The sequence below is a fragment of the Janibacter alkaliphilus genome (assembly GCF_013408565.1).
Classification (GTDB): Bacteria; Actinomycetota; Actinomycetes; order Actinomycetales; family Dermatophilaceae; genus Janibacter; species Janibacter alkaliphilus.
Map to the genome: position 1 here is coordinate 620,333 of NZ_JACBZX010000001.1, position 12,247 is coordinate 632,579.

General features: G+C 71.7%; 11 protein-coding genes and 1 tRNA gene. 4 read left to right on the forward strand and 8 right to left on the reverse strand.

What is annotated here, in order from left to right:
- Positions 1-21: 21 nt before the first annotated feature.
- Positions 22-1,509 (reverse strand): MFS transporter, encoded by a 1,488-nt coding sequence (locus tag BJY28_RS03025; protein WP_179461693.1) that lies wholly within the window; start codon positions 1,507-1,509, stop codon positions 22-24.
- An 88-nt stretch (positions 1,510-1,597) separates the two neighbouring features.
- On the opposite strand from BJY28_RS03025, the gene BJY28_RS03030 reads away from it, so the two are divergent.
- On the forward strand, positions 1,598-2,596 hold the full coding sequence (locus tag BJY28_RS03030; RefSeq protein WP_179461694.1) for a helix-turn-helix transcriptional regulator: 999 nt from the start codon (positions 1,598-1,600) through the stop codon (positions 2,594-2,596).
- Positions 2,597-2,648: 52 nt separating this feature from the next.
- Positions 2,649-2,722: transfer RNA gene (locus BJY28_RS03035), tRNA-Gly, on the forward strand.
- 52 nt (positions 2,723-2,774) lie between these two features.
- Here BJY28_RS03035 and BJY28_RS03040 read toward each other — a convergent pair.
- From BJY28_RS03040 to BJY28_RS03055, 4 genes are all read right to left on the reverse strand, one after another.
- Positions 2,775-3,353, reverse strand: coding sequence for an NYN domain-containing protein (locus tag BJY28_RS03040; RefSeq protein WP_218875139.1), 579 nt, complete (start codon positions 3,351-3,353; stop codon positions 2,775-2,777).
- 269 nt (positions 3,354-3,622) lie between these two features.
- Positions 3,623-4,633, reverse strand: a complete 1,011-nt coding sequence (locus tag BJY28_RS03045; protein ID WP_179461695.1) for a hypothetical protein — start codon at positions 4,631-4,633, stop codon at positions 3,623-3,625.
- Positions 4,630-5,220, reverse strand: coding sequence for a sigma-70 family RNA polymerase sigma factor (locus BJY28_RS03050; protein ID WP_218875140.1), 591 nt, complete (start codon positions 5,218-5,220; stop codon positions 4,630-4,632). Before BJY28_RS03050 ends, BJY28_RS03045 begins: the two co-directional genes overlap by 4 nt.
- Positions 5,221-5,260: 40 nt before the next feature.
- Positions 5,261-6,487 carry a low temperature requirement protein A gene (locus BJY28_RS03055; protein ID WP_179461696.1) on the reverse strand — a complete coding sequence of 409 codons (1,227 nt, stop codon included), beginning with the start codon at positions 6,485-6,487 and terminating at the stop codon, positions 5,261-5,263.
- A 210-nt stretch (positions 6,488-6,697) separates the two neighbouring features.
- On the opposite strand from BJY28_RS03055, the gene BJY28_RS03060 reads away from it, so the two are divergent.
- Positions 6,698-8,566 (forward strand): acyl-CoA dehydrogenase, encoded by a 1,869-nt coding sequence (locus BJY28_RS03060; RefSeq protein WP_179461697.1) that lies wholly within the window; start codon positions 6,698-6,700, stop codon positions 8,564-8,566.
- A 123-nt stretch (positions 8,567-8,689) separates the two neighbouring features.
- On the opposite strand, the gene BJY28_RS03065 is transcribed toward BJY28_RS03060, so the two are convergent.
- Complete coding sequence (locus tag BJY28_RS03065; RefSeq protein ID WP_179461698.1) at positions 8,690-8,941, reverse strand: DUF6458 family protein; 252 nt, start codon at positions 8,939-8,941, stop codon at positions 8,690-8,692.
- A 65-nt stretch (positions 8,942-9,006) separates the two neighbouring features.
- Positions 9,007-9,207 (reverse strand): hypothetical protein, encoded by a 201-nt coding sequence (locus tag BJY28_RS03070; protein WP_179461699.1) that lies wholly within the window; start codon positions 9,205-9,207, stop codon positions 9,007-9,009.
- 144 nt (positions 9,208-9,351) lie between these two features.
- On the opposite strand from BJY28_RS03070, the gene BJY28_RS03075 reads away from it, so the two are divergent.
- Positions 9,352-10,161, forward strand: coding sequence for a hypothetical protein (locus BJY28_RS03075; protein ID WP_179461700.1), 810 nt, complete (start codon positions 9,352-9,354; stop codon positions 10,159-10,161).
- An 81-nt stretch (positions 10,162-10,242) separates the two neighbouring features.
- Here BJY28_RS03075 and BJY28_RS03080 read toward each other — a convergent pair whose 3' ends face one another.
- On the reverse strand, positions 10,243-12,246 hold the full coding sequence (locus tag BJY28_RS03080; RefSeq protein ID WP_179461701.1) for a bifunctional copper resistance protein CopD/cytochrome c oxidase assembly protein: 2,004 nt from the start codon (positions 12,244-12,246) through the stop codon (positions 10,243-10,245).
- Position 12,247: the final 1 nt, after the last annotated feature.

Here is a 12,247-nt window from a genome sequence, read left to right on the forward strand (position 1 = left end):
GGCTAGCGGGCCCGGGCCGGCTCAGTGCGCCGTCGGGTCGACGTGCTCGTGCGCGTCGGCCGGGATGACCCGGGAGGCCGCCGCCACCACGAGGAGCACGAGCGCGACCGCAGCGAGCACGACGAGGTAGGCGGGCCGCAGGTGCTCCAGCGGCGTCGCCCCGACCTGCGCCTCGGCGACCGTGAAGAAGAGGGTGCCCAGGGCCGCTGCCCCGACGGCGTTGGCGAGCTGCCCCGAGGTGTTGATCTGCCCCGAGGCGGCACCGGCCCGCTCGGTCGGCACCTGCCCGGTCGCCAGCGGCAGCACCGAGGAGACGAGCAGGCCGAAGCCGGCCCCGACGACGACCAGGCCGGGAACGAAGGCCCACCAGCCGGTCTGCGCCGTGGCCCCGGCGACGACGACGGCCAGCAGCCCGGCGCCGGCGGCCATGATGACCGCGCCGACGGCCAGCACCCGGCGGCCGATCCGCGGGAGCAGCACGACGGCGCCCACCGCGGCGGTGACCGTGCACGTCACGGCGAAGGGGAGGTTGACCAGGCCGGTCTGCAGCACGGACCAGCCGAGCCCGGCCTGGAGGTAGATCGTCGTGGCGAGGAAGTAGCCGGCGAGCCCCACGAAGAGCAGCGACTGCACGAGCGTGCCCCCGGTGAAGCCGCGGTCGCGGTAGAGCGAGACCGCCACCAGCGGCTCGCCGCCGGCCCGCTCCTGACGGCGCTGCCCGACGACGAAGGCGGCGAGCACGACGACACCGACGGCCGCGAGCGCGAAGGTCCAGACCGGCCAGCCGAGCTCGTGGCCGCTGGTCAGCGGGTAGAGCACGGCGAGCAGGCCGACGGTGAGGACCGCGATGCCGCGCAGGTCCAGGCGCGGGGCGCGCGCGGCGCGCGACTCGGGGACCAGTCGCAGCGCGGCGACCACCGCGACGACGCCCACCGGGACGTTGACCAGGAAGATCGCCCGCCACCCGGCGAGGTCGGTGAGCACCCCGCCGAGGATCGGGCCGAGGACGCTGGCCAGGCCGGCGAGCGCGGAGACCATCCCCATGGCGGCGGCCCGCTCGTGCGGGGCGTACATCACCTGGATGCTCGTGATGACCTGCGGGACCATCATCGCCGCGCCGAGCCCTTGAGCCGCGCGGAAGAGGACGAGCGTCTCCGGGGTCGGCGCGAGCCCGCACGCGGCCGAGGCGAGGGTGAAGGCGACGAGGCCGAGGACGAAGAGCCGCCTCCGGCCGAACCGGTCGCCGAGGCGGGCGCCGGTGATGAGGGCGATGCCGAAGGCCAGCGGGTAGGCGGCGACGACCCACTGCAGGGTGGCGTCGCTGGCGTCCAGGCTGCGCTCGATGGTCGGCAGCGCGACGTTGACGATGGTGACGTCGACGAGCTCCATGACCGTGGCGAGCAGCAGCACGACGAGGGCGAGGGTGCGCTCGCGTCCGGTGATCGGGGTGGTGGCTGCCGGTCCGGGTGTCGCCGGTGCGGGATCGACGGGTGGCGTGGTGGTGGTCATCGGGTCCTCCTGGTCGATCGGTGGTCGTCATCGACGCTAGGGAGGCTTCCGGCCACTTCCTGTCCGCTGTGACATCGAGGATGGATCCATGGCCAGCACGAGCGCCCGCACCCTTCGCCTCCTCTCCCTGCTGCAGACGCACCGCTTCTGGCCGGGCGCGGAGCTCGCGGGCCGGTTGGAGGTCTCCGAGCGCACGCTGCGCCGGGACGTCGACCGGCTGCGCGAGCTGGGCTACCCGGTCCGTTCCTCGCGGGGGCTCGAGGGCGGCTACCAGCTCGGCTCGGGCGGTGCGCTGCCGCCGCTCGTCGTCGACGAGGAGGAGGCGATCGCCATCGTGGTGGCGCTCGGGCAGACGGCCTCGCTGACCGCCGGCAGCCTCGGCGACGCCACCCTCTCGGCGCTGTCGAAGGTGGTGCAGGTGCTGCCGCCGCGGCTGCGGCGCCGGGCCGAGACGCTGCGGGCGGCCTCGGCGCAGGCCACCTTCCGCGAGGGACCGGAGGTGGCCGCCTCGACGCTGGGAGCGCTGGCCCAGGCGATCCGGGACACCGAACGGGTCCGCTTCGGCTACACCTCCCGCGGCGGCGAGGCGCCCGGCGAGCGCCGTGGCCGGCACGTCGAGCCGCACCATCTCGTCGCGGTGTGGCAGCGCTGGTACCTGCTGGCCTTCGACGTCGAGCGGGCCGACTGGCGCTCCTTCCGGCTGGACCGGATGGGCGAGGTCACCGGGACGAAGGGGCGCTTCCGGCCGCGCGAGGTGCCCGGCGGCGACCCGGTGGAGCATGTGCGCTCGCGGATGTCGCGGCGAGAGCGGGGCGAGCCGACGGTCGTGACCGTCGAGGGCGAGGTCGCGGCCGTGCAGAAGGAGATCGGGCGGTGGGCCAGCGTCGGCGACGCCGGCGTGGGTCGGTGCCGGGTGGAGATCACCCAGACCCCGATGTGGACCGTGCTCACCCTGGGCGCGATGGAACGGGACTTCGTCGTGCAGTCGGCTCCGGACGAGGTCCGGGAGGCGCTGGTGCGGTGGGGGCGGCGCTTCGCCGAGGTCTCGGAGCGGGGGCCGGGCGGCGCGGGCGGGGACGTGTCGTGACCGGCTCTCGCGCTGCGTTACGATGCTCGTCGCGCCCTGGCGACAGGGCCGCGCCGGTGTAGCTCAATGGTAGAGCGCCAGCTTCCCAAGCTGGACACGCGGGTTCGATTCCCGTCACCGGCTCCACGAGATCGCCCACGCTGGCGTTGATCGACCGACGATCAACCAGGTATCGCAGTCACCTGGCGGCATAGTCCGTGTGATCCCGGACCGACTCGAAGTCGCTCTGGCCCAGGTAGTGGCAGTAGGGAGTCTGCGTCCCATCGAATCGGAGTCGGTTGGACCCGGTCCATGCGGCAACTTCGACGTGGCAGTCCGTGTGGTCGCGGACCGCTTCGAGGGCGGGAAGCAGGTCGTTGTCGGACGAGAACAGGATGGCCACGTCGATCTCGTCTGCGATCGCCATCCGCAGCATGTCCACTGCGATCGCGACGTCGATACCCTTCTCAGCGGGTGGTATACCGGGCCAGCCGCGCGGATAGGCGAGGTTGCGACGAGTGAGCTGGATCAACGGCGACCGCCCCCACTCGCTCGCCTGCCGGTCGTTCGCCCTCGCGGCGCCCTCTTGCTTGGAGGGGTTGGGGCGGCCTCTGTAGACACATGCTCGCTCCAGAGCTCCCGCGAACTTCCTGCGTCGCACCAACAGCTGCGCCGCAGCCAGAGGGTGGATGTGACCATCGGCCGGATCCGCAGCGTTATCCAAGAAGCAACGACGCGCCCAACCATGAACGTTCTGGTAGTCGAAGAAGACTCCCACACGCTGCTGCAACGCGTCCCCCAACCCGGCGAAAAAATCCCCGCCAGTCCCGAGGGACGGCGGGGCGTAATACAGCAACGATAACGCGTCGCGCGAGACGCGCAAGCTGAGATGACTCGGGGAACTGCGGCGCTCTCTTTCCCAGCGACAGAAACCCGGTCCGGGCCGCCGGAGAACACCGAGGTGGGCGCCGACGAGCCACCCACACCACGACGACGGCCCGGTGCGCCCCTGCGCGCAGCGGGCCGTCGTGGGTTCTGTGACCCGCGTCAGCGGGGGTCGGGGCAGGACTCCTCGAAGCTCTCGCGCATCTCGTCGTCCATGAAGTCCATGTCGTCCTTCGTCGTGAAGTAGACCTCCAGCTCGCCGCTGTTGCGCTGGATGACCTCGCTCACCTTGTGCTCGGTGTCCGCCTCGGCCTCCGCCTGGGTGAGGTGCGTCCAGTACACGTCGCCCTCCTTCGGGATGACAGGCAGCGAGTAGGTCACGTCGATGTCGATGTCGGCGAGCTTGGCCGCCACCTCCGACAGCGGCTCGTCGTGCATCGACAGGCAGTGCAGCGGGCTGCTCTCCGGGTAGGGGTTCATGGCCGACGTCGCAGGAACGGCGTTGGTTGCGTCCGCGTCGTGGAACTGGAAGACGACGAGGTGCTCCGGCGTCTCCGGGAAGGTCACAGAGACGGCCTCATCCTGAGACGAGTCGGCGTACTCGACGTCCACGCTGCTACCGGGGAAGTCCGGATCGCCGTCGACGTATGCCTGCTCCCACCCCTGGTCCGGCCATCCCTCCGGGTAGCCGACATGGGTGAACCAGAGCATCTGCCAGTCTCCCGGCTGCATCAGCTGGCCGTCGGGCATGAGCTGGATCGGGATGTCCTTGTCCCGGAGCTCCGTATCGATCTTCTCGGCGCTCAGCGCGTCCGACCCGTCGGGGAGCGTGACCTGCACCCGGCCGTCGGCCAGCACCTGCACCGCCTCGGTCGCGCCGTCGCTCGTCACCGATGTGGTGGACGAGCTCGTCCCCGCTGCTGGCCCGATCGCCTCGCCAGACCGGTCCATCACGACGAAGCCCACCGCCGCAGCCGCCATGCCCAGCCCGGCGACGGCCGCGACGGTCGTGGTGGCCCGGCGCCCGCGGCGCCTCCGCCGGTCGTCCAGGCCGAGGGAGGCCCGGGCGGCGGAGGCCTGCTCGGGCGTCGCCCCTGGCACGTCCTCGCGGAAGCCGCGCACCTGCTCCAGCCAGGCCTCGTCGGGGTCGATGCGGGTCTGCTCGTCGCTCATGAGTCCTCCTGCGGGTCCAGCGCGTGGGTGACCGCCCGGCGCGCTCGGTGGAGCCGGGACCGCACGGTCCCGACCGGGATGTCCAGGGCCTGCGCCACCTCGACGTAGGTGAAGTCGGCGTGGGCCACGAGCAGCAGCACGTCCCGGTCTCCCGGGCTCAGCTCGGCCAGGGCCGCGGCCAGCGCCGCCCCCTGGGAGCTGGCGTCGGCCCGGCGCACCGCGGTCTCGGCCGCGTCATGGCCGTGCACCAGCGGATCCACCCCGGTGCGCGCGTAGGCCGTGTAGGCCCGGGCCTCGTCCCGGTGGTGCCGGGAGAGCAGGTTCGTGGCGATTCCGAAGAGCCAGGCGCGCCGGCTCCCCCGCTCCGGGTCGAAGGAGGAGAAGCCCTCCAGCGCCCGGGTGAAGGTCTCGCTGGCCAGGTCCTCGGCCACCGCCTGCGGCACGCGTCGCGCCAGGTAGCGGTAGATCGCCGGGTACTCCCGGTCGAAGACCTCGGCGAAGGCGACCCGGCCGTCCCCGGCCCGCGCCCCCTTCGCGCGGGTCCGGTCGGCCGATCCCCTGCCGATCATCACGGTGCTGCTGCTCACACCCCTACTTGCCCGCAGGCGGCAGGAGGGTTCACGAGCCTCAGGCGGGCGCCTGCTCCTCCTGGCCGCGGTGCCGGTCGAGCTGGCCGCTCTGGTGCCGGTGCCCGAAGGTCTCGTAGCCGAGCACGGTCACCCACGGCACCACCGCCGCGATGGCCACCCCGCCGAGCAGCGAGCCGCCCGAGGCGACGAGGTAGCTGAGCACCATGAGCGCCGCCGAGACCACCAGCAGCCCCAGGTGGTAGGGGTCGGCCACCGGCGCGAAGTAGGTGTAGATGCCGAAGAGCGCCACGAGGAAGAGCGCGATCGGCACGATCATCGATAGGATGACCACCCCGTCGCCGACCTCGGACTCGCCCTCCAGCGCGTAGGCCACGACGTGCAGCCCGGCACCCACCGCGGCCAGGGCGATGTAGATGACGAAGTGGCCGTAGCCCCAGCCGAAGGACTTGCGCGGCTCCAGGTGCAGCCACTGCGCGTGGTCCACCGAGAAGTACGCCCACCACAGGCCGAAGGTCATCACCATCCCGGCCGCGACGACGATCCAGCCCTCGGTGGTGATCTCGCCCTCCGGGCCGAGCGCGGCGCCCAGGGCGGCGACCGTGCCGACCACCCCTTCGCCGAGGGTGATGATGGCCAGCAGCCCGTAGCGCTCGGCGATGTGGTGCGCGTGCCACGGGGTGCTGCCGAACCGGGTCTCGGCGATGACCGGACCGGCGATCTCGACGGCCAGGATCACCGCGAACATCGCCAGCATCGGGCCGACCGCCGGCTGCAGCTGGGAGACGACGACCCAGCCGATCTGGGCCACGGTCAGCGTGGCGACGTAGACCATCGCGGTGCGCCGCCGCGCCGGGTCCTGGCGCGCCGCCCGCAGCCACTGGCAGATCAGCCCGACCCGCATGATGACGTAGCCGATGACCGAGAGCCGCATGTCGACGTGCTCGCCGTGCTCGACGGTCTCGAAGATCCGCGGCACCCCGAGCGCGAAGACGGTGATGCCGATCATCTGCACCATCGCCAGCAGCCGGTAGATCCAGTCGTCGGTGTCGTAGGCCGAGGCGAACCAGGTGAAGTTGATCCACGCCCAGACGATGGAGAAGGTCGCCATGCAGAAGGCGATGACGCCCGCCGAGACGTGGTCCGCGGCCACCGCGTGCGCCAGCTCCTCGCCGGCCACGGCGAAGGAGACGACGAAGACGAGGTCGTAGAGCAGCTCCAGCGCGGTGGCCGCGCGACCGGTCTCGTGCGGGTCGCGCCCGCCCATCGCGGAGATCCGGTGGGAGCGGTCGGAGCCGGGGGCGGGCTTGGGGGTGCAGCGAGGTCACGGCGGAAGTATGCCCCCGCGCCGGTGTGCCTCACATCACCACGGCTCGCCTTGCCAGGGCGACCTGGTCGGCGCACGATGGGACGGATTGGGTAAGCAAGCGCTCACCTACCGGGATCCGTTCCAGCACAAGCGAGGAGAGTCACCCGCATGGGTCACTACAAGAGCAACCTGCGCGACATCGAGTTCAACCTCTTCGAGATGCTCGGCCGCCAGGACGTCCTGGGCGTCGGGGCCTACACCGACGTCGACGCCGACACCGCCCGGGAGATGCTCAAGGAGGTCTCCCGCCTCGCCGAGAACGAGCTCGCCGAGAGCTTCGCCGACGCCGACCGCAACCCGCCGGTCTACGACCCGCAGACGTACTCGGTCACGATGCCCGACTCCTTCACCAAGTCCTACCGGATGTACCAGGAGTCCGGCTTCTGGAGCGTCGACACCCCGGCCGAGCTCGGCGGCACGTCTGCTCCCCCGTCGCTGAAGTGGGCGATGAACGAGATGGTGCTCGGCGCCAACCCGGCCATCGGGATGTACGCGGCCACCTACTCCTTCGCCAACCTGCTCTACCTGCTCGGCAACGAGGACCAGAAGAAGCTCGCCCACTGGATCATCGAGGGCGGCTGGCACTGCACGATGGTGCTCACCGAGCCGGACGCCGGCTCCGACGTCGGCGCCGGCCGCACCCGGGCCACCGACAACGGCGACGGCACGTGGAACGTCGAGGGCGTCAAGCGCTTCATCACCTCGGCCGAGTCGGACATGACCGACAACGTCGTCCACTTCGTCCTGGCCCGCCCCGAGGGCGCCGGACCGGGCACCAAGGGCCTGTCCCTCTTCATCGTCCCGAAGTACCACGTCGACCTCGAGACCGGTGAGCTCGGCGAGCGCAACGGCGCCTACGTCACCAACGTCGAGAAGAAGATGGGCCTGAAGGTCTCGACGACCTGCGAGGTCACCTTCGGCGAGCAGGGCCCGGCCACCGGCACCCTCTTCGGCGACGTGCACGACGGCATCGCGCAGATGTTCCGGGTCATCGAGCACGCCCGGATGCTCGTGGGCACCAAGGCGATCGCCACCCTCTCCACCGGCTACCTCAACGCGCTGGAGTACGCCAAGGAGCGTGTCCAGGGCGCCGACATGACCACCCCGGCCAAGGACGCCCCGCGGGTGACGATCACCCACCACCCGGACGTGCGCCGCAGCCTCATGCTGCAGAAGGCCTACGCCGAGGGCCTGCGCGCGCTGGTGCTCTACACCGCCAGCCAGCAGGACACCGTGGACGCCGAGCAGAAGGCCACCGGCGCCGAGGAGATCGCCGCCGACTCCCCCGCCGCGATGGCGAACAAGGTCAACGACCTGCTGCTGCCGATCGTCAAGGGCCTGGGCTCCGAGCGCGCCTGGGTGCTGCTGGGCACCGAGTCGCTGCAGACCTTCGGCGGCTCCGGCTTCCTCCAGGAGTACCCGATCGAGCAGTACGTCCGGGACGCCAAGATCGACACCCTCTACGAGGGCACCACGGCGATCCAGGGCCAGGACTTCTTCTTCCGCAAGATCGTCCGCGACCAGGGCGCCGCGCTGGGCCACCTGGCCGAGCAGATCGGCGCCTTCGCCGCCGACGGCGAGGCGCAGGGCGGGGCCCTGTCGGCCGAGCGGGCGCTGCTGGCCCGGGGCCTGGAGGACGTCCAGGGCATGCTCGGGTCGATGTTCGAGGCGCTCATGGCCTCCGACCCGACGAACGACGGCGACGTGCGCAACCTCTACAAGGTCGGACAGAACACCACCCGCTTCCTGCTCGCCGCCGGCGACCTCGTCGTCGGCTGGCTGCTGCTGCAGCAGGCTGCGGTCGCGCACGAGGCGCTGCAGGCCGGCGCCTCGGAGCGGGACACCGACTTCTACACCGGCAAGATCGCCGCCGCCCGCTTCTTCGCCAGCCAGGTGCTGCCGCGCCTGGCCGCCGAGCGGGCGATGGCCGCGGCCACCGACAACTCCCTCATGGACGTGCCCGAGTCGGCCTTCTGAGCCGGGTCCACCGCCCCCTCCCCCCGGGGGCACGGCGAAGGGGCGGGCCGCCAGCTGGCGGTCCGCCCCCTTCGTCGTGCTGATGGCCCTCGGCGCGCTCGGCGGCGAGGGCCCGACCCGACCTCAGTACCGGTCGCGGTCGACGTAGCCCTGGTTGTTGTAGCCGTTGTTGTAGCCGTTGCCGCTGCTGTAGGTGTTGCTGCTGCGACGACGGCGGTCCATGAAGAGGCTCAGACCGATCGCCACGAGGCCGAGCAGGATGGCGATCCAGCCGATGGCCGTGAGGTCGATGCCGGCGATGACCTGGTCACCGGTGTAGGCGAAGACCAGGACGAGGCCGACGAGCAGCAGGAAGATCCCGACGCCGATGTACATGTGGGTGGACTCCGATCTCCGGCGCGTGGGCCGGTCCGGGGGGCAAGCCTAGCGAGCCCGCGCGGTCACAGCCGGTCGGTGCTCTCCCGCGGGTCCACCCGATCGGCCTTCTCGTGCCGACCGCGCGGGTCGTCGACGTCGGTCCGGGCGGGCAGCCGCGGGTGCACCCCGCGCCCCTTGCGGGGACGGTCGAGCAGGAAGAAGCCGATCAGCATGAGGATGCTGAAGACGACGATGAAGATCCAGAAGAGGGCCTCACCACCCATGCCGGCTCCTTGTCTCGGGCGGGTGCGTACCCCTCCACCCTAGCCGCGCGACACGCGGCACCGGCTGCACCGGAGCAGTGAGTCACATGAGTAACACTGGCCTCACCCCTACCATCTGTCGACGACCCTGACACTGGAGCTCCCATGCGCCTGCCGTCCCGCCGCGTCCTGATCGCCCCCGCCCTGGCCGGTGGCGTCGCCCTCGCGGGCACCCCGGTCGCCCTGGCCGCGCCCGCCGACACGTCCGCTCGCACCACCGCTGCCGCCACGTCCGCCGCCACCTCTGCCACCCCCGCCACCGCCGCCGCCCCGGCGTCGACGACCCGCGCCGCCGCCCGCTACGAGTCGGTGGTCAACCTCACCGTGAAGCCGATGTGGAGCGGGGCCAACGAGCAGCTCTTCATCGACGGCGAGGTCTACGACGGCCGCAACTACCGGCCGCTGACCGGGCGCCGGATCGTGCTGCAGTCCCGGATCAAGGGCACCTCGACGTGGCGCAACCTGGCGATCAAGGAGTCCAACAACAACGGCGCCTTCCGGCACATCCGGCGCGCCGACCGCTCCCGCGACTACCGCGCCATCTACAGCGGCAACTCGTGGTTCCAGTCCGACCAGAGCGGCTGGCAGCGCCAGACCACGCACGACGGGATCAAGGTGCGCACCAGCGCCCGGCTCTACGAGATCGGCAGCGGCTCGGCCGTGCGGGGTCGGCTGACCCAGCTGTGGTCGAGCACGGTCAAGCCGCTGAAGGGGGCCAACGTCACCATCGAGGCGCGCCGCCCCTACGGCACCTACTGGTTCACCGCGGGCAGCACCAAGACCAACCACAACGGCTACTACACGTGGAACACCTCGATCGAGCCGCAGCAGTGCTACCGCTACCGGGCGATCTACAAGGGCAACTACAAGTACGCCGCCAAGAGCAAGATGGTCTACTGGAGCAGCTGCTCCTGACCCGGACCGACCGGCCCGGCCCCCGCCATGAGGGGCGGGGCCGTCGTCGTTCCTCGGGCGCCTGACCCGAGGCGTCTCGCGTCAGCGGCGCGGCATCTGCTGCAGGCGCTCGTTGTAGGCGGCCAGCTCGGCGTCCCCGTCCCGGTCCGCCCGCCGGTCCCGACGTCGGGTCTCCCGGTCGTCCTGGCGCATCCAGCGCAGCGCCACCGCGATCGCCAGCACCAGCGTCGGCACCTCGCCAAGCCCCCAGGCGATGGCACCGCCGTTCTGCTGGTCCTCCAGGGCGTCCGGTGCCCACGGCAGCCCGAGCCGCTCGAAGAAGCCGTCGGCCAGCAGGGTCTCGCTGTCGGTGAGGGTCACCCCGAAGAAGGCGTGGAAGCTGATCGTCACGAAGAGCACGACGAGCAGCGCCAGCGGCGACCAGCGCACCGGCCCCGGGTCGATCCCGATGAGCACCCAGGTGAAGACGTAGCCGCTGAGCAGGAAGTGCACGATCATCAGCACGTGCCCGGTGTGGGTGCTCAGCGCCAGCTCGAAGAGCGGGCTGTAGTAGAAGATCGCCAGGCTGAAGAAGAAGATCGACGCGGCCACGGCCGGGTTGGCCAGCACCTTGAGATAGCTGCTGTGGACCATGGCGAGCAGCAGCTCACGCGGGCCGAGGGTCTTGTCCCGCCGGGCCGGCAGCGCCCGCAGCGCGAGGGTGACCGGCGCTCCCGGGACGAGGAACAACGGCGCGATCATCGCGATGCCCATGTGTCCGACCATGTGCCAGGAGAAGAGCACCTTGCCGTAGATCCCGGGGGCGCCGGAGGTGAAGTAGACCAGCACCGCCCACCCGAGGACCCAGCTGATCGTGCGCAGCACCGGCCAGGCGTCGCCGCGCCGGCGCAGCCGCAGCACCCACCGCAGGTAGACCAGACAGGCGATGACCGCGACGGTCAGCCACAGCCAGTCGATCTGCCAGCTGGTCAGCCACGCCCCGGCCTCGGGGGCCCCGGGGTCGGGGTAGCCGGTGAGGTCGTAGACCAGGGACCGCTCCGGACCCTCGGCCGCGTTCTCCGGCGTCGGGGTGCGCGATACGGCCACCCCGGCCCCGGTGGCCAGGCCCATGACCGCGATCTCTCCGACCGCGAGCCGGACGAAGGCGGTGGCGCTGCGACCGCCCTCCTCCAGGGTGGCGATGATCCGGGAGCGGTGCCACCAGCCGGCGACGCCGAGCAGGACCGCGGCCACGGTCTTGATCCCGAGGATCGCTCCGTAGGCGGAGACGAAGGCCTCGACGGCACCCAGGTTCACCCAGGAGACGAGCAGCCCCGAGGCGACGAGCAGCGCGTAGCACCAGCCGGCGATGCTCGAGTAGCGCCGCACCGAGACGACCAGGTGGGCGCCCAGCTGCGGGCGCACGGCGACCAGCGCCACGAGGCCACCGATCCAGGTGGTCGCGGTGAGCAGGTGCACGGCGAGAGCGTTCACGCCGGTCATGTGATCCACGCTGGAGGCGGTGTGACCGGCCAGCGCCAGCGGCATGAGCGCCAGCCAGGCGAGCAGCGTCAGCCAGACCATGGCCCCCTTCGTCCGTGCGGAGAGGGCGCCGGCGGCCACGACGGCGACGACGAGCGTGGAGAGGATCTGCGCCCGGGTGCTCTCCAGGCTCCAGGCGAAGGCGAGGAGCTGGTCGACGAAGCCGGGTTCGCCCAGCGGCAGGCCGGCCAGGTCGGCGAAGCCGACCGGGACCAGGGCCAGGCCGGCGACCAGCCAGACCAGCGCGCTCGCCCCGGCCAGCCGGGCCAGCGAGCGGCGGCGGTCGGTGCGGGTGGTCTCCGGGACGACCACCCCGCCGATGACGAGCGCGCCGATGGTCACCGTGGCCGCGGCGTCGTGCACCACGCGCAGCAGCGGGATGCCCCAGCGCACCTCCGGCCCCGGGTCGCCCAGGGCGAGCGGGGTCACTGCGCCGCTGAGCGCGGCGATCAGCCCGGTGGTCAGCACCGCGACGATCACCAGCACCGCGGTGGGCAGCGGATCGAGCCGGTGGCTGCGCCGGGCCGGGGTCTCCCGGCGGGCGCGGGCAGGGGCTGCGCTCATG